A 22759-nucleotide genomic window follows, 5' to 3' on the forward strand; every position below is an offset into this window, starting at 1 on the left:
GCGTGGTCTCCTTCCAGCGCTCCAACGCTGGAATCAGCCGGGTTCAGCACCCCGGAGACTACGCCAACCCAATTCCAACCAATCCCGCGACGGCACCCGGTCGAGGTCCGGCGGCTCACCATCTCCACCGCGGCGGTCGATGCGGGCATGATCCGCATCGACGTCGCCGACACCGGGCCCGGCATGTCCGAAGCGTCGAGAGCGCGGCTGTTCGAGCCATTCAAGACGACCAAGGCGCATGGGCTCGGAGTCGGCCTCGCTCTGTCGCGCTCGATCATCGAGGCCCATTACGGGACAATATGGGCGGAGCCGAACCACGGCGGCGGGACCGTGCTCCGCTTCACCCTGCCCCTGGCGGAGTAGGCGGCTCACTTCATCGTCGGGACAGCGTGACCTTCTGAGCCTGGCGTGGCATAAAGCCCCCATGGCTGCGACGATTCGAAACGCGTTCGACCCGGGCTTCGGCGTCTATGTGCACTGGCCGTTCTGCCTGTCGAAGTGCCCCTATTGCGACTTCAACAGCCACGTCCGCAAGGGCGAGGTCGATGAAGATCGCTTTGTGGACGCCTTTCGCACGGAGATCGCCCATCGCGCCGCTCTGGCGCCGGGACGCGAGGTGCGCTCGGTGTTCTTCGGCGGCGGCACGCCCTCGCTGATGCTCCCATCCACGCTGGAGGCGATCCTCCGGGCGATCGCCGACTATTGGCCCATGGCCGCCGATGTCGAGGTCACGCTCGAGGCGAATCCCACCAGCGTCGAGGCCTCGCGCTTCCGCAGCTTCAAGGCGGCCGGCGTCAATCGCGCCTCGCTCGGCGTGCAGGCGCTCAACGACATAGAATTGCGCGCGCTCGGCCGCCAGCATTCGGTGGCGGAGGCGCTCGCCGCGCTCGATGTCGCCAATAAGATTTTCGAGCGCACCTCCTTCGATCTCATCTACGCCCGTCCGCAGCAGACGCCGGCGGCCTGGCGCAAGGAGCTGGAGCTCGCTCTGGGGCGCGTGACGGAGCATGTCTCGCTCTATCAGCTCACCATAGAGCCGGAGACGATGTTCGAGCGCATGGTGGACGCCGGCAAGCTCGATCTGCCCGACGTCGACACGCAGCGCGCGCTTTGGGACGTCACGCAAGAGGTCACCGCCCGCGCCGGCCTGCCGGCCTATGAGGTCTCCAACCACGCGCGGCCCGGCTCGGAATGCCGACACAATCTCGTCTATTGGCGCTATGGCGAATATGCCGGCGTCGGCCCCGGCGCGCATGGGCGGCTCATCACGCCGCGCGGCCGCCGCGCCCAGGCCACCGAGAAGCACCCGGAAATGTGGCTCACCTGCGTCGAGACGGAGGGCCATGGCCTCGTCGAGGACGATCTGCTCTCCGCGGAGCAGGAGGGCGACGAGTTTCTGCTGATGGGCCTGCGCCTGCGCGAGGGGATAGATCCGGCGCGCTTCTTCGCCCTCACCGGCAAGAAGCTGTCGCAATCGCGCGTCGCCGAGCTGATCGGCGACGGGCTCGTGGAGCTGACCCGCGACAATCGCATTCGCGTGAGCTCGGAAGGGTTTCCCGTGCTCGACGCCGTGGTGGCCGATCTCGCCGCCTGAGCTGGCCGGTCAGGCCAGCGCGCGGGCGATGCGCTCGCCGATGCGCGGATCGGTGAGATAATCGACGATCGCATGGGGATCGTCCTGGCGATTGGCGATATCGGTCAAATTCTCGACGCCGTCGCAAAAGCTGTCTTTGTCGAGCGCGGGATAGAGCGCGACATAGTCACGCACATCGGCGCCATTGAGCCATGCGCGCACGCCCGGCGGCCGATTCAATCGCGGCGGCTTGAGATATTCGCGCACGAGATCGATTCCGAGCGGCGAGCCGAGCGTGACCAGGAGCTCGACCGCGCTCGCGACGCCGAAATCGGTGAGCAAGCGGTAGCCGACGATCGTTCCGAGCGAATGGGCGACGATGACGCGCTCGGCGCCGCGCAGGTCCGGTCCGACGATGTCGTCGACCGCTTTGCGCGCGTGCTGATTGGTGAGATAGGCGTCGACCTGCTCGACGAAGGGAAGGGCGGCGTGGCCGAGCCAGGGCGCTTTTCGCCCGAGCGCGCGCGCGATTCCTTGCGCCCATTGCTGATTGGCGATTCCTCTGTCGATGACCGTCTGTCCCGTTTCCGCAGCGATGTCCGCGGGATCGAGTCCGGCGCGGTCGCCGATCTGCTGCAGCAGATCGGCGGCGAGGCTCGGCAGCGGCGCGTCGCCGCGCGCGACGACGGTCTTGCCGTCGGCCCCGACCCCGCGTGTGAGGCGGTCGAGCGTGTCGCCGTAATAGGGCATACGCAATTCGAAGTCGGGGCGCGCGATCCCCTGCCGCCGCCAATTGGCCTCGAGCGCGTCGAGCCATTCTTGTCGCAGATCGTCGGGAGAGCGATTCTCCTGACGCATTCCATGCACGAAGACCAAGGTTTTCAAGCGAGCCTCCCCTCGTCGAGCTCCGCGGCGAGCATCGCTCCGGCCGCAGCGTCGAATGTCGTCCACAGCGAGGGCTTCAATCCCCGGCGCGCCTCCAAGACGATGCGAGAGACGCGGGCGTCATCGGGCTCGAGATAGGCCCAGCCTTTCGTCAGCAGCGGAAAGGCGCCGACGGCGGCGGCTTCGCTATCGGCGAGATAGGCGACGTCGAACGGCGTTCCGATGAGGCCGCGTCCATATTCGTCCGGCGTCGCGGCGAAGAACTGCGCCAGCTCCCGAATTTTTGCGATGCGTCCCGCTTGCTCGAGCGCGTGAGCGGCGAGCACGCCGGCGCCCGGATCGACGACGCCGGCGGCGCGCAGCGCGTCGAGCAGAGCGATCACCGCATTTGCGTCGGGCGTGCGTTTCGCTTCCATTTCGGCGGTCAGGCGATGAACCGCGGGCATGATCGTCTCGCGATAGAGATCGCAGGCGCGCGCAAAGCCGCCATTGGCCGACGGCGCGTAGGAGAGGCTCGCCGCCGCGCCCTTTTCGACGACGAGCGTCGCGACGAAGCCCGGAACCACGAGCACGGCGACGAAATCGCCTTCCGCCGTCTCTAGGAGAAGCGTGGCCGGGACCTCGGTCCGCACCGCGATCTGATCGGCGCCGCCCTCCGAGAAGCGCCAATATTCGGGCCGGGCGGCGACGCGTGCGATCGACGATCCGATCACGGTGACGCCGACATGGGTTTCGAAGGAGGCGCGCCCCTCCGCCGCCGCGAATTTGGCGCGGCGGCGACGCAGGCGGCCATTGGAGCGCTCGCGCAGCCGGCGAATGCGATCGGAGGCGACGCTCTTGCGGGATTTGGGGCGGGGCGGCGTCCAGCTCTCTAGGGGCTCCAGCTCCGATAGGGCGTCGACGCTGAAACGATGAATCTCGAAGCCGCGCTCCTTGCGGTCCAGCGCCGACGTCGACAGTATGATATGGCCCTTCGGAAAGGAGACATAGACGTCGTTCGGCTCCCGCCAGCCGGAGTTCGCATCCACGCGCTGCGGCCGGGCGCCTGCGAGCAGATCGGTTTCATAGGCGACGGCTTTCTCCAGAAAGGTCGCGAGACTGGCGGAGGTGACGCAGGGGCCTTCGCCTCGCGGCCGGGCGAAAGCGGCCGAGACATTTCCCTTCAGCGCCTGCATCAGGCAGCTGGTGAAGACTCCGTAATGTTCGGCCGGCTCGGTCTCGGTCGCCGGCTTGGCCACTTCCTGCGCCGCCCCGTCTATGTCTGCCGCCTCGAAATGGTCCCATTGTGCGGGCGTCGCGATGCGCTGCTGTCTTTGAAACAGCGAGCGCGGCGTGAAGAAGGGCTGGCCGGGAACGGAATTGCGACAGGCGTCCGAGATGAACGACACTTGATCGATCCCGCAGCGGCGCGCATGTTTCTCGGAGGCTTCGACGCCGACGACCTCGTCGCTGCGTCGATCGTATTTCGACAGGAGCCACATGGTTTCCGCCGCCGAGGCGCAACCATGTCCCGCGAAGAACAGAATCAATCGTCCGACGTCGAGCGCGTCGACGAATTCCTCCACCTTGGAGCGAATGGCGTCGAAAGTGACGTCCTTGCCGCCCTCGTCGGTGAAGAGCGCGACCTCATAGGCGTTTTCCATCGCCCATGCGGCGAAATCCTTCGCGCCGCGCGCCGCGCCGGGGAGACGCGGGAGCTTGCCCGACCGTTCGATGCCGATCGCGATCACGACGCTTCGTTTCGCCATGGAACTCGCCCCTTCGCCGGGCGGATTACACCATTGCGCGACGCCGCTCGCAAGTCGGCCGAATAGTGTGTCGTCGCAGCGCTTCGCGCGCGTTCAGAACAGCTCGCCCTTGCCGCGATTGAGCGCCTCTGCGCGCGGCGTGAAGGCGCCGTCGGCTTCATGCAGGACGAGCGGCGGAAGCAGCGACAAAGGCGCTTTCGAGCCTTTGAGTCCGCGCAGCAGAATGCGCGTCGCGGCCTCGCCCTCGCGCGGGAGGACGGGCAGCAGGGCGAGCGCGCCGAGTCGCGTTCCGACGCTCGCGAGACAATCCGCGAGCGCGTCGGCGCGGTGGATCATGACGAAGAGCCCGCCCGGCCGCAGCAGCGCGAGGCAGGCGCGCAGCCAGGGCTCGAGGCCGTCCGCGCTCACATGGGCGAGCGCGCGGCGCGGATCGGGCGAGACGCGCGCGCGGCCCGGCGTGAGATAGGGCGGATTGGTGAGAAGCACCTCGGCGCTCTCATTCTCGAGCCCGCCAGCCCGCCGCGCCGCGATCGAGAGGAGATCGGCCTCGTGGACGCGGATGCGCGCCGCGAGCGCGTTCGTCGCGATATTCTCGCGGGCCAGCGCGCAAGACTCCGGATCGATCTCGACGAGGCCGAGCGTAGCGGCGGGCGCGCGCAGCGCCGCGGCGAGTCCGACGGCTCCGGTTCCCGCGCCGATGTCGAGAATGAGCCCGCGCGTCTGCGCCGGCGTCGCCGCCGCGAGAAGCACGGCGTCGGTTCCGGCCCGGTGGCCGCGCGGCATTTGGCGCAGACGCAAGCGTCCGCCGAGAAAGGCGGCGGCCTCCGACCGTTTCTCCATTGTGTTCGGGGGAACGTTCATGCGCGGGAAACGTTCATCGCACTGAAAAAATGTCACAGCTTCTCGCATCGAGCAAGCTCTCGTATCGAGAGCGAGTTCTCGCAACGAGCAATCGGCTTCAGCTCTTTTGGAAACGGCCTGAACTGATCGGGTCGCGCGGCCGGAGCCCGGTCGCGTGGTCGTCGAGGAGGAAATGCGATGAAATCGATGAACGCCATGATCCGTATTCTCGCCGCAGGGGCGATCTTGTCGGCCTTTGCGGAAATCGGCGCGTCGGCGCCCGCACTCGCGCAATCGGGCGCTTCCTGCGACCAGCTCTGGCGAGAACGCAACGCCATCTATGCGCGCGCCGGGCATTGCTTCCAGACCACGCGCGGGCGCTCGGTTTTCGGCGGGGGCTGCTTTCCGCCCTATGGCCGGCTGAGCGGCGCCGATGCCCGACGGGTTCGGCAGCTCCAGACCTTGGAGCGCCGGAACGGATGCTGAATTCTCACGCAGAACAGCGTCGGATCGGCCAGGGGAGGGCTCGCGGGGGGGCGCGCTCCCCTGGCTTGCCGCGCGCGCTCCGAAGCCTTAAGTTCGCCCCAGCATTCCAAGACAAGCCAAAGGGGTCTACGTGGGCATCGTCATACCGCTGGAGGACAAGGAAAAAAAGTCCGCCGGCCTCGATAATCTGCTTTCGCTGATCGGCCCCGATCTGCAGCGCGTCAACCAGCTGATCCTGCAGCGCACGGGCTCCGATGTGACGACGATCCCCGAGGTCGCCAATCATCTCATCTCTGCGGGCGGCAAGCGCCTGCGGCCGATGCTCGTGCTCGCCACCGCCGGAATGTGCGGCTATGAGGGCGACGGCCACATCAAATTCGCCGCCGGCATCGAATTCATGCACACCGCCACTCTGCTGCACGACGATGTGGTGGACGAGAGCGACATGCGCCGCGGCAAGATCGCGGCGCGAATGCTGTGGGGCAATGAGACCTGTGTTCTCGTCGGCGACTTCTTGCTCGGCCACGCATTCAAGATGATGGTGGAGCCCGGCGTGCTCTCCTGCCTCTCCGTCGTCTCGACGGCGGCCGCCGTCATCGCCGAAGGCGAGATTTTGCAGCTCAACGCCGCCAAGGACACGCAGACCACCGAGGACGCCTATATGGCGGTCATCCGCTCCAAGACGGCGGAGCTGTTCGCCGCGGCGGCAGAGGTCGGGCCGATGCTGAGCGGCCGCTCCAAGGCCGATGAGGCGGCTTGCCGCAGCTATGGCATGAATCTCGGAATCGCCTTCCAGCTCATCGACGACGCGCTCGATTACGGCGGACAATCGTCCAAGCTCGGCAAGAATGTCGGCGATGATTTCCGCGAGGGCAAGATCACTCTGCCGGTCGTCCTGGCCTTCCGCCGCGGCAGCGAGACGGAGCGCGAGTTCTGGCGCCGCACGCTGGAGAAGGGCGAGATCAACGACGGCGACGTCGAGGCCGCCTGCGCGCTGATGAAAAAGCACGACGCCATCAAGGACACGGTCGAGCGCGCGAGCCATTATGGCGCGATCGCGCGCGACGCTCTGGAGATTTTCCCGGCCTCGCCGTGGAAGTCGGCCTTGCTCGAGGTCGTCGATTTCTGCGTCGAGCGCGCCTATTGAGGCGAAAACGCCCCGCAGGCGTCGAGCCGGCGGGGCGTCATGGCTAGCGAGCTTTCCGAGGCTGTTTCAGAGCGTCAGTCGTGCTCGGGGCCTTCATGCGGACCGCCCCATTCATGGCCGTGATGCGGGCCCTTGGCGATCGTATGCAGCAGCACGGCGAAGCGGCGCTTCTGGGCGTCGTCCAGGCTGTCGAAGAGCGGCTTGGCCGCCTCGGCGAGCTTTTCCGTCTCGGCGGCTTTCGCCGCGAGCGCCTTGGAGCGCCACTGCAGGCCTTCGATCACGCTGCGATGCTCGCGGACTTCCTTCATTTTGTCCTTGGCCTCGGCGAAGCGGGCGGCGCGCGCCTTGGCGATGTCGCGCAGCGAAGCTTCCACCGCCGGCCAGTTCTTCTCCTGGGCGGGGGTGAGCTTGAGGCCGGCCTTCAGAGCGGCGATCTTGGCGTCGGTGAAGGCGGCGTGATCCTCCGCCGAGAATTGGTGATGATGATGCTCGCCGGGAGCCGGCTCTGCAAAGACTCCGGCCGAGAGCGGGAGCGAGAGAGCGGCCACGGCGGCGGCGATGAGGAGATATTTCTTCATGTGCGTTCACCTGGGGGATTGGGTGGACTTGACGCTCACAGATTTCGTTCGCGAGCGCCAAAAAGCAACTTAATCTTTTGTAATGTCTCGCTTCAGAAACCTTCTGTTTACATAAGTCTCTACGTATTCGACAAGGCTGCGGCGCTGCGCGCCGCGACGGAAAGGGGGCCGCAGTGAGCGCTTTCACCGCCATACGCATCGACGAGGACGAGGCCGGCTATCGCGCCGCCTATCTCGAAATGGACGAGAGCGAGCTGATGGACGGCGACGTCGACGTCGCGGTCACGCATAGCGCCGTAAACTACAAGGATGGGCTCGCCGTGACCGGCAAGGCGCCGGTGGTGCGGCGTTTCCCGATGATTCCGGGCGTCGATTTCGCCGGCGTCGTCACGCGCTCGAGCCATCCGAATTTTGCGCCCGGCGATCTTGTGATCGCCGGCGGCTGCGGGCTCGGCGAGCAGCATTACGGCGGCTTCGCGCAGCGCGCCCGCGTCAGCGGCGATTGGCTGATCCCTTTGCCGGAGGGGCTGACGCCGGCGCAGGCCATGGCGATCGGCAGCGCCGGCTATACGGCCATGCTCTGCGTGATGGCGCTCGAGGGCCGAGGCCTCGAGCCCTCGCGCGGGCCGGTGGTCGTCACGGGCGCGGCGGGCGGCGTCGGCTCGGTGGCGGTGGCGCTGCTGGCGGCGCTCGGCTGGCGCGTCGTCGCCTCCACTGGACGCCCCGAGGAGGAGGCCTATCTCAAGACTCTCGGCGCGGCCGAGATCGTCGACCGCGCCGAGCTCTCCATCCCCGGCAAGCCGCTGCAGAAGCAGCGTTTCGCGGGGGGCGTCGACACTGTCGGCTCGGTCACGCTCGCCAATGTGCTGGCGCAGACGTCGATCGACGGCGTCGTCGCGGCCTGCGGCAATGCGCAGGGAATGGAGCTGCCGACGACGGTCGCGCCCTTCATCCTGCGGGGCGTCTCCCTCATCGGCGTCGAAAGCGTGCGGCCCAATCTGCCGCTGCGGCGCGGGGGCTGGGAGCGGCTAGCGCGCGATCTCGACAAGGGGATTCTCGCGCGGATGACGCAGACGGCGCCTTTCGCGCGGGCGCTCGACCATGCGCGATCGATCGTCGCCGGCAAGATCAGGGGCCGGCTGGTGATCGAGATCGGCGATTCTCGCAGCGTCGGATAGGACGTGACGAAATGAGCAGCGCCTTCACCAAGGAACAGGACGACGACGAGCTCCGCATGGAGCTTCCCGATCGGCCGATCAGCCCGCATCGCAATCTCGTCACGCCCGAGGGCTTCGCGCTGATAGAGGCGGAGCTCGCGCGCCTGCACAAGGAGCTCGAGGCCGCGCAGGCGCAGGACGACAAGGCCGCGGCGGCGCGGGCGGCGCGCGATTTTCGCTATTGGTCGGCGCGGCGGGCGAGCGCGGAGATCGTGCGGCCCATTCCCGATCACGAGCAGGCGCGCTTCGGCCATCGCATCGTCATCGAGGACGAGAGCGGCAAGCGTCAGAGCTTTCGATTGGTCGGGGAAGACGAGGCCGATCCCGCCAAGGGGCTCATCCCTTATGTCGCCCCGCTCGCCAAGGCCTTGCTCGGCAAGAGCGTCGGCGATGGCGTCGAGGTCATTCATCACAGCGCCAGGATCGTTGAAATCGGCTGACGCTCCTGGGAGGAACCGCGCGTGAAAGCCGCGCGGTTCGCCTTGGTTCTCACGCCGCTTTTTTGACCGCGGGCTTGGCCTGCGGCTTGGCGGCTTTTTCTGCCGCAGGGGCCGGCGCGGCGGCGGCCGGCTTGCGAGCCGGCTCCTGCTTGGGCGCGATCTTGCCGGCGACCTTGGCGGCCGGCTTGGTTTCGGCCTTTGCCGCAGGCTTGGTCTCGGCCTTGGTTTCGGGCTTGGCCTCCGCCTTGGCGGCGGGCTTCGCTTCCGCCTTGGCGGCCGGCTTGGCCTCGACCTTGGCTACAGGCTTGGCCTCGACCTTCAGCTCGGCCTTGGCGGCCGGCGCGGCGACGCCCTTTTTGAGGCGGCGCTTCACCGATTGCCAGAGTTCGCGCATCTCCTGAGAGGCGACGCCCTCGGGATTGAGCTCGCAGACGCCGAGACCGAGGCGGGCCGCCTCCTGATAGTCGACGCGCGCCGAGACCAGCGGAGACAGCAGCGCGCCGATCGCCTGCAGCGCCTGCGCGCCTTGGTCGACGCGGGCGTTCTGCTGGGCGGGCGGGCACTGGTTGAGAAGAAAGGCGTATTCTTTCTTCTTGTCCTTGATGCTGGCGCGGGTCAGCTCGCAGGCCCACAGATCGAAGACATTGGGGCGGGCCGGGATGATGCAGAGATCGGCGGCGCGAATGGCGGCCTCCGAATATTCGCTGTCGGCGCCCGGCGCGTCGATGACGACGAGGGTGACGCCCTTCTTCTCGAGCGCAGCGAGCGCCTTGCCGAGCTTGGCGGGCGGCACATGCTCGACCGGCACGTCGGTCGCCTCGCGCGCCTTCGACCATTTGACCAATGACTGGAGCGGATCCAAATCGATAATGAAAACACGCTCGCCCGCGCAACTGGCGGCGACGGCAATGCTGCTTGCGAGCGTGCTCTTTCCGGCGCCGCCCTTCTGCGTGACGAATGCGATAGTGCGCATGTGATCGACCTGTGTTTGAAAGATGAGGCCCCTACGCCGCCGAGACGCCACCAGAAAGGACGCCACTAGAAAGAACGCCACGAGAGAACAGGGAGGGTCGCGAAAATTTTACAGAATCGTAATACTCCCCGAATGGTTAACCGCCGGTTAAACAGGGCCGGCGAAGGTAAAGGTTCGGAAATTACGAACAAGCGACCGGGCGCGACTGCGGGCGATTCGCTATAATAGCGGCTATGAGTGATTTGTTCGCCGCCGCCGGGCTCGATCGCAACGCGCCGCATCCGCTCGCCGACCGCCTGCGCCCGCAAAAGCTGGAGGAGGTGGCCGGCCAGGACCATCTCGTCGGCCCGGACGGGGCGCTGACGCGCGCGATCCGCTCGGGCTCGATCGGCTCGCTGATCTTCTGGGGGCCGCCCGGCACCGGCAAGACGACGGTGGCGCGCCTTCTCGCCCATGAGACCGATCTCGCCTTCGTGCAGATTTCGGCGATCTTCACCGGCGTCGCCGATTTGAAGAAGACTTTCGAGGCCGCGCGCGCCCGTCGCGCCATGGGGCAGGGGACGCTGCTCTTCGTCGACGAGATTCATCGCTTCAATCGCAGCCAGCAGGATTCCTTCCTGCCGGTGATGGAGGACGGCTCTGTCACGCTGATCGGCGCGACGACGGAAAACCCCTCTTTCGAGCTCAACGCCGCGCTTCTCTCGCGCGCCCGCGTGCTGATCTTCAAATCGCTGGGCGCCGAGGCGATCGAAAAGCTGCTGCGCCGGGCCGAGCAGGCCGAGGGAAAGCCCCTGCCGCTCGACGAGGACGCGCGCGCCGCTCTCGTGGCCATGGCCGATGGCGACGGCCGCGCCTCTCTGACCCTCGCCGAGGACGTCTGGTGCGCGGCGGGGGAGGGCGAGGTCTTCGATCGCGCCCGGCTCGCCGAGATCGTGCAGCGGCGCGCGCCAATCTACGACAAGGCGCAGGAGGGCCATTACAATCTCATCAGCGCGCTGCACAAATGCGTGCGCGGCTCCGACCCGGACGCCGCCCTCTATTATTTCGCGCGAATGCTGGTCGCCGGCGAGGATCCGTTGTTCCTGGCCCGGCGAATCGTCCGCATGGCGGTGGAGGATATCGGCCTCGCCGATCCGCAGGCGCTGGTCGTCGCCAACGCCGCCAAGGACGCCTATGATTTTCTTGGCAGCCCGGAGGGCGAGCTGGCCCTCGCGCAGGCCGTCCTCTATGTGGCGACCGCGCCCAAATCCAACGCCGGCTATGTCGCCTATAAGGCCGCTCGCCGCCTCGCCGAGGAGAGCGGCTCGCCCATGCCGCCCAAGACCATCCTCAACGCGCCGACGAAATTGATGAAGAGCGAAGGCTATGGCGAGGGCTATCGCTATGACCATGACGAGCCCGACGCCTTCTCCGGTCAGGATTACTGGCCCGAATCGCTCGGCCGGCGGAGCTTCTACCGTCCCGTGGAGCGCGGTTTCGAGCGCGAGATCGCCAAGCGGCTCGATTATTGGGAACGGCTGCGGCGGGAGCGGGGCGACTCCTGAAGCGGCGAGCAAGTCATTGAAAGAAGAGTCATTCTCCGAGGACGGAAGCGCGTTGCTCGGGATCGAATATTCATCTTCGATGCTATCATCGCGCCACGACTGACCTTCAAACACTTGTTCATATTCAATGTTCCAGCCTCGGCGGGGATCGTCGTCCGCGGCGGTGGCCTCCGCGCCCGCGCCCTGGCGGGCGGCGCTGCCTCAATGATCAACGACTTGAATGTTCGGCTCAAAATCCCTCCTGCCGCGATTCGGCGAAGCTGATGTTCGTGCTTTTGAAGATGTCAAGCATAGATTTTCTCAGAGCGTATTCGATGTGACGGAATTGTCACAATCATAATGAAATCGGACGTTGGCGAAGCAAATTGGCGCAGACAGCGTTGACGTGGCTTTGGACCGAGGCGTAGACCAAGCTCGATCGGCAACACCGAGCGGCCGCTCGGTCCCGGCGTCGGGGGGCGCAGTGGACACAAGCGACGGCCGCACTGATCCAGTGAGGGAACCTATGAAAACTCTTTCCGCCGTCGGCGCGCTCGCGCTGGCCATCGCCGCCGCTCCGGCTTTCGCGGCCGACCTTCCGTCGCAGAAGGCCGCGCCCGCTTTCGTCGCTCCGGTCGCGCCCGCCTTCAGCTGGACCGGCTTCTACGCCGGCGTGAACATCGGCTATGGCTGGACCGACAATAACAATGTCAGCGGCCTGTCGTCCTTCGGCCTGCTGCCGGTTTCGGCCTGGTCCTATGGCGCCTCCAACGCCGACGGCGTGCTCGGCGGCGTTCAGATCGGCTATAATCATCAGTTCGCCGGCACGGGCTTCGTGGTCGGCCTCGAGGCCGATTTCCAGGGCGCCGATCTGAAGGGCTCCACCGGCGGTTTCGGCTTCGGCCTGCTGCCGTCCGGCGTGACCGCGAATCAGCGTCTCGACTGGTTCGGCACGGTGCGCGGCCGCGTCGGCTACGCCGTTCTGCCGACCCTGCTCGTCTATGGCACGGGCGGCTTCGCCTATGGCGAGGGCTCGACGACCCTCTCCTATGTGGATGGCGCCGGCTTCGCCGCTTTGGGCTCCGAGAACGGCACGCGCACCGGCTGGACCGCCGGCGGCGGCGTGGAATGGGCGTTCCTGCCGAACTGGTCGGCCAAGGTCGAGTATCTCTATACAGAGCTCGAGCGCGGCAATGCGATCGGCGTCCCGACCTTCCCGGCGGTGCTGCTGGTCAGCCAGCGCGGCGTGGAGAACCACTTCCACACCGTTCGCGTCGGCCTGAACTATCACTTCAATCTGTTCGGCGCGCCGGCTCCGGTGATCGCGAAATACTGATCTTATCGAGATTCGGGGAGAAGAGCCCGGCGCGTCGCGCCGGGCTTTTTTCGTTTGCGCCCCGTCTGTTCGAGAAACAGGCGAGGCGCCCGTTTTTCCAGCGCTCTGGCGTGGACGCGGCCGGCCCTACGGGTTAAAGAAGTCTCGAGATGCGACTGCGAGACTTGGCCCACTTTTTCCGCCGACTGGCGGTATCGAACGTCGTTCCGACCGACGCGGGGGAGCGGCGGCCGAGCGTTCTTCCTGTTTGGAGCCGTTCTAATTCGTCGCGTTCGCGCGTGGCTATCGGCGCGGCGCTGCTGGCGAGCGCCATGCTCGGCTCGCTGTTTCCGCAAATTTCCGCACCTTTTCGCGCGCTGTTCGCCGCCGGCGAGAAAGCCGCCGAACCGTCCGACGCCAAGCGCGCGGATGGATTGGTCAAATTGACGGCCGAGCAGATCGGGGCCGCCAAAATCACGACGGTCGCGGCGGCTCCGGGCGTGCTGACGCGGACCGTCGTCGCGCCGGCCGTCGTCGCCGTCGATCCCGACCGCATCGGCCGCGTGGCCGCGAAAGTCGTCGGCGCCGTCGCCGAATTGCGCAAGAGGCTCGGCGATCCGGTCGAGAAAGACGAGGTGATCGCCATCATCGACAGCCGCGAGGTCGCCGACGCGAAGAGCGATTATCTCGCCGCCAGAGTGGCGCTCGATCTGCAATCGGCGCTGTTCCAGCGCGAGAAGGGGCTGTTCGACAAGAAAATCGCCGCCGAGCAGAGCTTTCTCAAAGCCCGCGGCGCCTATGAGGAGGCGAGGCTCCGCGTCGAGCTGGCGCGGCAGAAACTCGCCGCGCTCGATCTTTCGGAAGCCGAGATCGCTGCTCTGCCGGGCCAGCCGGTCGGCGAATTGCGCCGCAAGGAGATTCGCGCGCCGTCCTCGGGCAAGGTGATCGAGCGTCGCGCCGATCTCGGCCAGCCGGTCGGCGGCGATGCGCAGCTCTATGTCGTCGCCGATCTGTCCACTGTCTTCGCCGAGATCGCCGTCGCTATCGCCGATTTGCCGTCGGTGCGCGAGGGGCAGAGCGTGCGCCTCTCGCATGACGGCGAGGAGGAGGCCATGGGCCGCATCGTCTTCATCGGCCCCATGCTCGATCATGAGACGCATTCCGGCCGCGCCGTCGCCTCTTTCGCCAATGCGGATTTCGCCCTTCGTCCCGGCACGGCGATGACGGCGCGCGTCGCGCTCGAGGAGAAGCCGGCGCGCCTGCGCCTGCCGCGCGCGGCGCTGCTCGCTTTCGAGGGCGAGACGGTCGTCTTCGTGCGTACGCCCGAGGGCTTTGTGAAGCGCAAGGTCGAGACGGGCGCGAGCGACGATGAGGCGATCGAGATCGTCTCCGGGCTCGAGGAGGGGGAGCAGGTGGCCGCGGCCAATGTCTTCATCCTGAAGGCGGAGCTCGGCAAATCGCGGCTCGAAGGGTTGGATTGACCGCCCGCCTCGTCGACGGCGGCGGCGCGCGAGAATGTGTGACGGTGGATGATCGAGCGTTGCATCGCCTTTTCGGTTCGTCAGCGTTGGCTCGTCGCGCTGCTGACTCTGCTCGCCTGCCTCATCGGCGTCTCATCGCTCGATCGCCTGCCGATCGACGCCGTGCCGGACATCACCAATAATCAGGTGCAGATCAACGCCATCGCGCCGGCGCTGTCGCCGACCGAGGTCGAAAAGCAGATCACCTTCCCCATAGAGAATGCGATCGCCGGCATTCCCGGCCTCGAATATACGCGCTCGCTCTCGCGCAACGGCTTCGCGCAGGTGACAGCGGTCTTCGCCGAGAAGCTCGACATTTATTTCGCGCGCCAGCAGGTGAGCGAGCGCCTCGCCGAGGCGAAGGAGAATTTCCCCATCGGCGTCGAGGCGCGCATGGGGCCGATCGCGACGGGCCTCAGCGAAGTCTATATGTGGGCGATCCGCTATGCGCCCAAGCAGCCCGGCCGCAAATATCTCGATGGCGAGCCCGGCTGGCAGAATGACGGCTCCTATCTGACGCCGGACGGGCAGATGCTGCGCAGCGATCTCGAGCGCTCGGCCTATCTGCGCACCGTGCAGGATTGGATCGTCAAGCCGCAGCTCAAAATCGTGCCCAATGTCGCCGGCATCGATTCGCTCGGCGGCTTCGTGAAGCAGTTCGACGTGCGGCCGGATGCGATGAAGCTCTATTCGCTCGGCCTCTCCTTCGGCGATGTCGCCGCCGCGCTCGAGCGTAACAATCAGAGCCGCGGCGCCGGCTATATCGAGCGCAATGGCGAAGGCTATGTGGTGCGCAGCGGCGGCCGTCTGGAGACGATGGACGACATAGAGCGCGTCGTCGTTTCGACGCGCAATGGCGTGCCGATCCGCGTTAGGGACATCGCCGAGGTCGGCGTCGGCCGCGAGATGCGCGTCGGCAGCGCCAGCATGGACGGCGAGGAGGTCGTCATCGGCACGGCCTTGATGCTGATCGGCGGCAATAGCCGCGCGGTCTCCGCCGCCGTCGGCGCCAAGCTCGACTCCATTCGCGCCGCGCTGCCGCCGGGCGTCGAGGCGAAGACCATCCTCGACCGCACTGTGCTCGTCGACGCGACGATCCGCACCGTGGCCTCCAATCTCGCCGAGGGCGCGCTGCTGGTCATAGTGGTGCTGTTTCTGCTGCTCGGCAATTTCCGCGCGGCGCTGATCACGGCGCTGGTCATTCCCATCACCATGTTGCTGCTCGCCACCGGCATGGTCTATGGCCGCATCAGCGCCAATCTCATGAGCATGGGCGCGCTGGATTTCGGCCTCATCGCCGATGGCGCGGTGATCGTCGCCGAGAACAGCCTGCGTCATCTCTTCGAGCGGCGCCATGCGCTGGGGCGCGCGCTCTCGCTCGAGGAGCGGCTGCAGACGGTCATCGCCTCCGCCGTGGAAATGATCCGCCCGACCGTCTATGGTCAGGCGATCATCATTCTCGTCTATGTGCCTTTGCTGTCCTTTTCGGGCGTCGAAGGCAAAATGTTCCATCCCATGGCGCTGACGGTGATCTTGGCGCTCGCCAGCGCCTTCGTCCTCTCGCTCACTTTCGTTCCGGCGATGATCGCCATTCTCGTCTCCGGCCGCGTCGAGGAGAGCGAGAACAAATTCATCGCCACGCTGAAGCGCGCCTATCTGCCGCGTTTGCAAAGCGCCATTGCGTCGCCGCGCCGGCCCATCGCCATCGGCGCGGGGGCCTTTCTGGTGGCCTTGCTGCTCGCTTCGCGGCTCGGGCAGGAGTTCATCCCGACGCTCGACGAGAAAAATCTCGCCATGCAGGCGGGCCGCATTCCGAGCGCCTCGCTCACCCAGTCGCAGGAGATGCAGAAGGACGTCGAGAACGCCATCCATCAGGCTCCCGAGGTCGCCTATGTCTTCTCCAAGACGGGAACGGCGGAGGCGGCGACCGATCCCATGCCGCCCAATCTCACCGACACCTATATTTTCTTGAAGCCGCGCGCGGAATGGGCCAATCCCGAGCTCCCCAAGGAGGAGCTGATCCGCCGCATCGACGCGCATGTCTCCGAGCTGCCCGGCAATCTCTATGAATTCTCGCAGCCGATTCAGCTGCGCTTCAACGAACTGCTCGCCGGCGTGCGCGGCGACATAGCAGTGAAGGTGTTCGGCGAGGACTTCGACTCCATGGCCAAGGAGGCGGAGCAGATCGCCGGCCTGCTGCGCAATGTCTCCGGCGCCGAGGACGTGAAGGTCGAGCAGATCGCAGGCCTCCCCTTCCTCGAGATCAAGATCGACAAGACAGAGATCGCCCATCTCGGCCTCAGCGTCGCGGAAGTGCAGGACGTCATCGGCGCCGCCGTGGGCGGCCAGCGCGCCGGCGTCGTCTTCGAGGGCGACCGGCGCTTTCCGATCATCGTGCGGTTGAAGGACGAGTTGCGCCACGATATTCGCGCGCTCGAAAATCTTCCCGTTTCCGTGCGCGGGCACGATACGGGGAAGATGCGCACAGTGCCGCTGAAGCAGGTCGCCTCTTTCTCCTTCCATGAGGGGCCGAACCAGATTTCGCGCGAGAACGGCAAGCGCCGCGTCGTCGTCACCGCCAATGTGCGCGGGCGCGACATCGCCTCCGTCGTCGCCGATGCGCAGGAGAAAGTGAAGGCGAAGGTCACGCTCGCGCCCGGCGATTGGCTGTCCTGGGGCGGGCAGTTCGAGAATCTCGCCGCCGCGCGGCAGAAGCTCACTGTCGTCGTGCCCTTGTGCTTCTTCCTGATCTTCCTGCTGCTCTATTCGGCGCTGGGCTCGGCGCGCGACGCGCTCATCGTGTTCAGCGCCGTGCCGCTGGCGCTGTCGGGCGGCGTCGCCGCCTTGTGGCTGCGCGGAATGCCCATGTCGGTCTCCGCCGCCGTCGGCTTCATTGCGCTCTCCGGCGTCGCCGTGCTCAACGGCCTCGTCATGCGCAGCTATATTCTGCAGCTCGTGCAGCAGGGCCGGGCGCCGCGCGACGCCATTGTCGAAGGCGCGATGACGCGCCTGCGGCCCGTGGCGATGACGGCGCTCGTCGCCTCGCTGGGCTTTTTGCCGATGGCCTTTGCGACGGGCACGGGCGCGGAAGTGCAAAAGCCCATCGCCACGGTGGTCATAGGCGGGCTGGTCAGCGCGACCATTCTGACGCTCTTCGTGCTGCCGGCGCTCTATGCGCTGTTCGGGCGCGACGAGGCGGTCGTCGCGCCGGAAGAGGAAGTCGTCGCTGAGCCGAGAGGCGCCGACGCATGAGAGGCGTTTCCATCTTCGCTCTGGGGTTCGCTCTGCTGGCGCCGGCCGCCGCCTCGGGAGAAACCCTCGCCGGCGCGCTGGCGCGCGCCTATGAGCTCAATCCGACGCTCAATTCCGCGCGCGCCGGCCAGCGCGCCAATGACGAGAATGTGCCGCGCGCGCTCTCGCAATTTCGCCCCAGCGTGCGGACCGACGCCTTTCTCGGCGTCGAGCGGCGCCGCTCGGTGCAGAAATCCTTCGAATACGACAATGGCAACCGCCTCGAGCCATTGTGGGTCGAGAGCATTCAGAACAATCGCGGCGGCCCGCCGCGCTCGGCCGTGCTCAGCGTCGAGCAGCCTTTGTTCGACGGCTTTCGCACGAAAAATTCCGCGCTCGCCGCGCAGAGCAATGTCCATGCGGGGCGCGAGCGGCTGCGGCTGATCGAGCAGCGTCTGCTGTTCGAGGCCGTCTCGGTCTATATGAATGTCTCGCGCGACACGGCGGCGCTACGGCTGCAGCAAAATCATGTCGCCGTGCTCGAAGAGCAATTGCGCCAGACCAAGGAGCGCTATGCGGCCGGCGAGATCACGCCGACCGACATAGCGCAGGCCGAGGCGCGCCTTTCCGCTGGCCGCTCGCAGGCGGCGATGGCGCGCGCCGAGCTCGACGCCAGCCTCGCGCGCTATGCGCAGGTCACGGGCGTGGAGGCGCGGCGCCTCGCGCCGGGCGAGCCCGTCGATCGCCTGCTGCCGAAAACGCGCGAAGCCGCCGAGCGCGTCGCGCTCACGGAGCATCCGGTGGTGCGCGCCGCGCAGCATGACGCCGAGGCCGCCGATCTCGACATAAGAGTGATCGAGAGCGATTTTCTGCCCAGCCTCTCCATGGTCGGCAAGGTCTACACGGAGTCCGACATAGACGGCCGCGGCAATCGCGCCCTCGGCGCGCAATTGCTCGGCAAACTGTCGGTGCCGATCTATTCCGGCGGCGGGACGTCGGCTCGGCTGCGCCAGGCGAAAGAGACGGCGGGACAGAAGAAATTCGACGTCGACGCCGCGCGCGCCGAGTTGATGGCGCTGATCCGCGCCAATTGGGGAGGGCTGCAGGCGGCCAAAGCGCAGATCGGCGCCGCCAGCGCGCAGATCGCCGCCGCCGAGCGCGCGCTCGCGGGCGTGCGCGAGGAGGCCAAGGCCGGCAAACGCACCACGCTGGAGATTTTGAACGCGCAGCAGGAGCTGCTCGGCGCGCGGCTGGCGCTGGTCGTCGCGCAGCGTGACCGCGTCGTCGCCTCCTACGCCGTGCTGGCGGCGATGGGCCGATTGTCGGCGCAGCAGCTCGGCCTTTCCGTCGCGGCCTATGACGCATCCGCGCATTTCGAGGCGGTCAAAGACTCTTGGGGCGGAATCGAAACGCCCGGCGGCCGCTGAGCGACGCCGGGCGTTTTGAATGCGCGGCCTGGACCGCGAGCCTCGAGGCCCGCAAATCCCTTCCCGTCAGTCGCGGCCGGCGGAGCGGCGCTGATCGCGCTCCGCAGCGGCCTTGTCGCCGGCGGGCGCCGCGCTCGCGGTGGCGGGGGGCGCGTCCTGTCCGGCGGCGGCCAGCACGGCCTGGCGGAACACGCCTTCCACCGAGACGACGAAATTGTAATTCGTCGTCGAATAGGGCCCGACATGGGACGGATCATTGCTGCGCCAGCCGACGAGAATGGCGCCGAGATCGGCGTGCCGCTCGCCCGCGAGAACCGCGCCGCCCGATGCGCCGTCGCCGGTGCCGCAATCGAAGGCGAATTCGCGCGCGCCGCCCTTGAGCTGATTGGTCTGCGCGCGCAGGCGGCAGGACTCGAAGGACATGGTCTCGGCGTCGCGCCAATCGGAATGGCCGCGCGAGACGAATTCCACCGTCTGCTCCACGGCGATCTGATCGGCGAGACCATAGGGCTTCACATCGTCGAGCGGCTGCGTGAGCCGGGCCACCGCCCAGTCGTTGATCGCCTTGACCGCATAGGGCTTGGCGGAGCCGGCGACGATGGACGTCATGTCGATCGCGATGCGGCGCTTCTTGCCCTCGACCTCGGTGACGAACTGGCAGCTGCGCGCGCGCTTGGCGCCGCGCTCGTCGTAGAAGACATGCGCCGCAGTAGTGATGACATTATTGGCGAGGGTGAGCTGCCCGGCGCCATGCGCGCGACCGCATTGGATGAGTCCAGAAGCGGCGTGCGACTGCTTCAGCGCGCCGGCGTCGAGCTTTTGACGCGCGGCGTATTGGTCGGCGTTGGCGCGGCGCTCGGAGCCGAGCACCAGCACTTTCGTCGGTTCCAGCCGCGCGGCGGCGGAGAATTTCACCTGCTGGGTGACGCCGGCTTCCGCGGTGGAGGAGGATAGTGGCGCAGCCGCCAAGCAAAGGGCGGCCGCGAAAAGACGATATTCGACGTTCTTCATCGCGTCCTCTTGTCTCGTTCGTGACTAGGACTATGCGAGGGCATTGCGGTTCACAAGCTTGGCAGTAAGCAAAAACACGGACTTCGCCGGAATACCTTCGAAGCGTCACAGAGTCGCCATGCAGCGACACGGCCGCCGCGAAATTGCCGCCGTCTGCGGCGCGCGACAAGGGCGGCTGCTTGCGCTATTCACATCGAGACCGGGCCGAGGAGCGCTGCAATGCGAGCGAGGATGAGACGAGCGGCTTTCGCGGGGCTCGCTTTGCTGTCGGCGGCGCCGGCATTGGCGCGCGCGCCCTGGCCGGATGATTTTGTCGGCCGTCTCGAGGCGCTGGCGCTGGTCGAGACGCTGAACGCCGAACTGCTCGCCGGGCGCAGCGCGACATTGGTGCTGGAGAAATGGTGCGCCGACCATCGCATGGCCGCGGAGCCGAAGATCGTCGCGCGCGTCGCGCCGGGCGCCGTCGCCGAGCCGAGCGCCGAGCAGCGCGAGCGCTTGGCCGTCGGCGCGCAGGAGCCCGTGAAATATCGCCGCGTGGCGCTGCGCTGCGGCGAGCATACGCTTTCGGAAGCCGATAATTGGTATGTGCCGTCGCGGCTGACGCCGGAGATGAATCGCGCGCTCGAGACGAGCGACGCGCCTTTCGGCAAGGTGATCGCGCCGCTGCGTCCTTTCCGCCGCACATTCTCGGCGGAGATGCGATGGTCGCCGCTGCCCGCGGGCTGGGAGGGCGAGACGCGCGAGGCGATCATGCGTGCGCGGCTGAAGAAGGCGGACCTCGATCCGCCTCGAGCGCTGTTCGAGCATCGCGCCATCGTGCATGGCGGCGATGGCAAGCCGATCTCGGAAGTGCGCGAGACTTACACGAACGAGCTGCTGGATTTCGACGCTGCGGCCGTGCGGGAGCGGTGAGCCCGCTTCACTCTTCCTCTTCGTCGAACATTCCGAATTGCGCCGCCGGGCGCGACGGCTCCGCGAGGCCCAAATGCCGGAAGGCGTGCGGCGTCAGCAGGCGGCCGCGCGGCGTGCGTTGCAGAAAGCCCTGCTGCAATAAAAAGGGCTCGATGATGTCCTCGATCGCGTCCCGCGGCTCGGAGAGGGCGGCGGCGATCGTCTCTATCCCCACTGGGCCGCCGCCGAAATTGACGGCCACCATCTCGAGATAGCGGCGGTCCATCACATCGAGCCCGATGCTGTCAACCTCGAGCAGAGCCAGTGAGCGGTCGGCGAGCTCGCGCGTCACCTGTCCCGCATTCTCGACAATGGCGAAATCGCGCACGCGGCGCAGCAGGCGGCCGGCGATGCGCGGCGTGCCGCGCGAGCGCCGCGCGATCTCGCGCGCGCCATCCTCGCTCATGGAGACGCCGAGCACGCGCGCGCCGCGCCGCACGATCAGCTCCAATTCTTCCGCCGTGTAGAAATTGAGCCGGATCGGAATGCCGAAACGATCGCGCAGCGGCGTCGTCAGCAGGCCAGCGCGCGTCGTCGCGCCGACGAGGGTGAATTTGGCGAGATCGATCTTCACCGAGCGCGCCGCCGGGCCCTCGCCGATGATGAGATCGAGCTGGAAATCCTCCATGGCCGGATAGAGGATCTCCTCCACCGCCGGATTGAGGCGATGAATCTCGTCGATGAAGAGAACGTCGCGCGGCTCGAGATTGGTGAGCTGCGCCGCGAGATCGCCGGCTTTGGCGATGACCGGGCCGGAGGTGGAGCGGAAATTGACCCCCAGCTCGCGGGCGACGATCTGCGCCATGGTCGTCTTGCCGAGGCCGGGCGGACCGACGAGCAGCACATGATCGAGCGCCTCGCCGCGCGTCTTGGCCGCCTCGATGAAGATTTTGAGATTCTTGCGCGCCGCCTCCTGGCCGGTGAAATCGCCGAGCGAGAGCGGACGCAGCGAGGCGTCGGGATCGTCGTCGCGCTTTTCGGGCGTCACCAGCCGGCGGGGAGGGGTGGTCAAAGCATCGGGCTCCGGGCGTTTCAGGGACGGCGAGAGCTTTATACCGCGAGCAGGGGATTCGGAACGCCTATCCTGGGCTGGCCGCCGATCCGGCCAGCAGGCCGCCGTCGATGTTCAGCTCGGCTCCGGTGACATAGGTCGCCTCGTCCGAGGCCAGCAGCACGGCGAGCGCCGCGACTTCCTCCGGCCGTCCGAACCGGCGCTGGGGCGTGTCGCGAACGAAGGCCGCCATGCGGGCCTCGCGATCGGGACCGCTTCCGAGCATGGGCTCCCACATCGGCGTCAGTATCGCGGCCGGATGGATCGAGTTGCAGCGGATCGCGAGGCCCTGCGCGGCGCACCATAGAGCGACGGTCTTGGTATGGTTGCGCACCGCCGCCTTGGAGGAGGCGTAAGCGGCGGCGCCCGCAATGCCGACGAGGCCCGATCGCGAGGATATGTTGATGATCGATCCGGTCCCCGCCGGCCGCATCGCGCGGATCGCATGTTTGCAGCCGAGAAACACGCCGTCGAGATTCGTCTCATGCACGGCGCGCCAATCCTCGAGGCGCGCATTTTCCGGGTCATGGGCGGCGGCGCCGGCTTCGAAGCCGGTGATCCCCGCATTATTGACGACGACGTCCAGCCGACCGCGCTCGGAGAGCGCGAGAGCGACGACCTCGCGCCAATCGGCTTCCTCCCGCACGTCGAGACTTGCGTAAGCGGCGCCTTCGCCGAGCGCGGCGGCCGTCGCGCGTCCGTTGTCGTCGTCGATATCGGTCAGATAAACGAAGGCGCCTTCGTCGACGAAGGCCCGGGCGATCGCCGCGCCGATGCCTCGCGCCGCGCCGGTCACGAGCGTTACTTTCTCTTTCAGCCGCGTCATTCGGCGTTCCCGGTTTC

General features: G+C 66.9%; 20 protein-coding genes. 12 read left to right on the forward strand and 8 right to left on the reverse strand.

The genetic code is table 11. The annotated features are described in order from the left end of the window. Positions 1-120: 120 nt before the first annotated feature. Both C5689_RS18895 and hemW read left to right on the forward strand, forming a co-directional pair. Positions 121-363, forward strand: coding sequence for an ATP-binding protein (locus tag C5689_RS18895; RefSeq protein ID WP_280176415.1), 243 nt, complete (start codon positions 121-123; stop codon positions 361-363). 61 nt (positions 364-424) lie between these two features. Next, entirely contained in the window at positions 425-1594 is a 1170-nt protein-coding gene (gene hemW, locus C5689_RS16245) for a radical SAM family heme chaperone HemW (RefSeq protein ID WP_108918301.1), read from the forward strand. Between the two features lie 9 nt (positions 1595-1603). Here the strand turns inward: hemW and C5689_RS16250 are convergent, their stop codons facing one another. The 3 genes from C5689_RS16250 to C5689_RS16260 form a co-directional block, all read right to left on the reverse strand. Beyond that, entirely contained in the window at positions 1604-2458 is an 855-nt protein-coding gene (locus C5689_RS16250) for a lipase family protein (protein ID WP_108918302.1), read from the reverse strand. Continuing rightward, positions 2455-4206, reverse strand: coding sequence for a caspase family protein (locus C5689_RS16255; RefSeq protein WP_108918303.1), 1752 nt, complete (start codon positions 4204-4206; stop codon positions 2455-2457). The genes C5689_RS16250 and C5689_RS16255 overlap by 4 nt, the downstream gene beginning before the upstream one ends. A 93-nt stretch (positions 4207-4299) precedes the next feature. Continuing rightward, a complete protein-coding gene (locus C5689_RS16260; protein ID WP_244594754.1) occupies positions 4300-5067 on the reverse strand; it encodes a tRNA1(Val) (adenine(37)-N6)-methyltransferase in 768 nt (255 codons plus the stop codon). Between the two features lie 186 nt (positions 5068-5253). Between C5689_RS16260 and C5689_RS16265 the strand changes: the two genes are divergently transcribed. Continuing rightward, positions 5254-5532 carry a YARHG domain-containing protein gene (locus C5689_RS16265; protein ID WP_244594755.1) on the forward strand — a complete coding sequence of 93 codons (279 nt, stop codon included), beginning with the start codon at positions 5254-5256 and terminating at the stop codon, positions 5530-5532. 136 nt (positions 5533-5668) lie between these two features. Further along, positions 5669-6679, forward strand: coding sequence for a polyprenyl synthetase family protein (locus C5689_RS16270; protein ID WP_425293404.1), 1011 nt, complete (start codon positions 5669-5671; stop codon positions 6677-6679). A gap of 74 nt (positions 6680-6753) precedes the next feature. On the opposite strand, the gene C5689_RS16275 is transcribed toward C5689_RS16270, so the two are convergent. After that, entirely contained in the window at positions 6754-7257 is a 504-nt protein-coding gene (locus tag C5689_RS16275) for a Spy/CpxP family protein refolding chaperone (RefSeq protein WP_108918307.1), read from the reverse strand. A 173-nt stretch (positions 7258-7430) separates the two neighbouring features. On the opposite strand from C5689_RS16275, the gene acuI reads away from it, so the two are divergent. Both acuI and greA read left to right on the forward strand, forming a co-directional pair. Continuing rightward, positions 7431-8435, forward strand: coding sequence for an acrylyl-CoA reductase (NADPH) (gene acuI / locus C5689_RS16280; protein WP_108918308.1), 1005 nt, complete (start codon positions 7431-7433; stop codon positions 8433-8435). An 11-nt stretch (positions 8436-8446) separates the two neighbouring features. Then, the gene (gene greA / locus C5689_RS16285) at positions 8447-8914 is read left to right on the forward strand and encodes a transcription elongation factor GreA (protein ID WP_108918309.1); all 468 of its coding nucleotides are present in this window, start codon (positions 8447-8449) and stop codon (positions 8912-8914) included. Positions 8915-8963: 49 nt separating this feature from the next. On the opposite strand, the gene C5689_RS16290 is transcribed toward greA, so the two are convergent. Continuing rightward, positions 8964-9887 (reverse strand): division plane positioning ATPase MipZ, encoded by a 924-nt coding sequence (locus C5689_RS16290; RefSeq protein ID WP_108918310.1) that lies wholly within the window; start codon positions 9885-9887, stop codon positions 8964-8966. Positions 9888-10120: 233 nt separating this feature from the next. On the opposite strand from C5689_RS16290, the gene C5689_RS16295 reads away from it, so the two are divergent. The 5 genes from C5689_RS16295 (at position 10121) to C5689_RS16315 (ending at position 18903) form a co-directional block, all read left to right on the forward strand. Further along, positions 10121-11431 (forward strand): replication-associated recombination protein A, encoded by a 1311-nt coding sequence (locus C5689_RS16295; RefSeq protein WP_108918311.1) that lies wholly within the window; start codon positions 10121-10123, stop codon positions 11429-11431. Between the two features lie 505 nt (positions 11432-11936). Beyond that, positions 11937-12746, forward strand: coding sequence for an outer membrane protein (locus tag C5689_RS16300; protein WP_108918312.1), 810 nt, complete (start codon positions 11937-11939; stop codon positions 12744-12746). 278 nt (positions 12747-13024) lie between these two features. Beyond that, positions 13025-14206: an efflux RND transporter periplasmic adaptor subunit gene (locus C5689_RS16305; protein ID WP_244594756.1), complete on the forward strand. Its 1182-nt coding sequence runs from the start codon at positions 13025-13027 to the stop codon at positions 14204-14206. A 48-nt stretch (positions 14207-14254) separates the two neighbouring features. Beyond that, the gene (locus C5689_RS16310) at positions 14255-17497 is read left to right on the forward strand and encodes an efflux RND transporter permease subunit (protein ID WP_108918313.1); all 3243 of its coding nucleotides are present in this window, start codon (positions 14255-14257) and stop codon (positions 17495-17497) included. Next, complete coding sequence (locus tag C5689_RS16315) at positions 17494-18903, forward strand: TolC family outer membrane protein (protein ID WP_108918314.1); 1410 nt, start codon at positions 17494-17496, stop codon at positions 18901-18903. The genes C5689_RS16310 and C5689_RS16315 overlap by 4 nt, the downstream gene beginning before the upstream one ends. A gap of 66 nt (positions 18904-18969) precedes the next feature. Here the strand turns inward: C5689_RS16315 and C5689_RS16320 are convergent, their stop codons facing one another. Continuing rightward, entirely contained in the window at positions 18970-19914 is a 945-nt protein-coding gene (locus C5689_RS16320) for a trypsin-like serine protease (RefSeq protein ID WP_108918315.1), read from the reverse strand. 231 nt (positions 19915-20145) lie between these two features. Here C5689_RS16320 and C5689_RS16325 point away from each other — a divergent pair, with 231 nt between their 5' ends. Further along, positions 20146-20826, forward strand: coding sequence for a hypothetical protein (locus C5689_RS16325; RefSeq protein ID WP_167398737.1), 681 nt, complete (start codon positions 20146-20148; stop codon positions 20824-20826). A 7-nt stretch (positions 20827-20833) separates the two neighbouring features. On the opposite strand, the gene ruvB is transcribed toward C5689_RS16325, so the two are convergent. Both ruvB and C5689_RS16335 read right to left on the reverse strand, forming a co-directional pair. Beyond that, positions 20834-21877 (reverse strand): Holliday junction branch migration DNA helicase RuvB, encoded by a 1044-nt coding sequence (gene ruvB, locus C5689_RS16330; RefSeq protein WP_108918317.1) that lies wholly within the window; start codon positions 21875-21877, stop codon positions 20834-20836. A 67-nt stretch (positions 21878-21944) separates the two neighbouring features. Then, complete coding sequence (locus C5689_RS16335) at positions 21945-22742, reverse strand: glucose 1-dehydrogenase (RefSeq protein WP_108918318.1); 798 nt, start codon at positions 22740-22742, stop codon at positions 21945-21947. Positions 22743-22759 lie beyond the last annotated feature (17 nt).

Source organism: Methylosinus sporium (assembly GCF_003113265.1).
GTDB classification, from domain to species: Bacteria; Pseudomonadota; Alphaproteobacteria; order Rhizobiales; family Beijerinckiaceae; genus Methylosinus; species Methylosinus sporium.

Bases quoted from the DNA above. Each gene is read 5' to 3' on its own strand.
- hemW (WP_108918301.1), top strand. From the start codon at position 425: ATGGCTGCGACGATTCGAAACGCGTTCGACCCGGGCTTCGGCGTCTAT.
- C5689_RS16290 (WP_108918310.1), bottom strand. From the start codon at position 9,887: ATGCGCACTATCGCATTCGTCACGCAGAAGGGCGGCGCCGGAAAGAGC.
- C5689_RS16275 (WP_108918307.1), bottom strand. From the start codon at position 7,257: ATGAAGAAATATCTCCTCATCGCCGCCGCCGTGGCCGCTCTCTCGCTC.
- C5689_RS16265 (WP_244594755.1), top strand. From the start codon at position 5,254: ATGAACGCCATGATCCGTATTCTCGCCGCAGGGGCGATCTTGTCGGCC.
- C5689_RS16325 (WP_167398737.1), top strand. From the start codon at position 20,146: ATGAGACGAGCGGCTTTCGCGGGGCTCGCTTTGCTGTCGGCGGCGCCG.
- C5689_RS16310 (WP_108918313.1), top strand. From the start codon at position 14,255: ATGATCGAGCGTTGCATCGCCTTTTCGGTTCGTCAGCGTTGGCTCGTC.
- C5689_RS16295 (WP_108918311.1), top strand. From the start codon at position 10,121: ATGAGTGATTTGTTCGCCGCCGCCGGGCTCGATCGCAACGCGCCGCAT.
- C5689_RS16315 (WP_108918314.1), top strand. From the start codon at position 17,494: ATGAGAGGCGTTTCCATCTTCGCTCTGGGGTTCGCTCTGCTGGCGCCG.
- C5689_RS16260 (WP_244594754.1), bottom strand. From the start codon at position 5,067: ATGAACGTTCCCCCGAACACAATGGAGAAACGGTCGGAGGCCGCCGCC.
- C5689_RS16335 (WP_108918318.1), bottom strand. From the start codon at position 22,742: ATGACGCGGCTGAAAGAGAAAGTAACGCTCGTGACCGGCGCGGCGCGA.
- C5689_RS16300 (WP_108918312.1), top strand. From the start codon at position 11,937: ATGAAAACTCTTTCCGCCGTCGGCGCGCTCGCGCTGGCCATCGCCGCC.
- C5689_RS16320 (WP_108918315.1), bottom strand. From the start codon at position 19,914: ATGAAGAACGTCGAATATCGTCTTTTCGCGGCCGCCCTTTGCTTGGCG.
- C5689_RS16255 (WP_108918303.1), bottom strand. From the start codon at position 4,206: ATGGCGAAACGAAGCGTCGTGATCGCGATCGGCATCGAACGGTCGGGC.
- greA (WP_108918309.1), top strand. From the start codon at position 8,447: ATGAGCAGCGCCTTCACCAAGGAACAGGACGACGACGAGCTCCGCATG.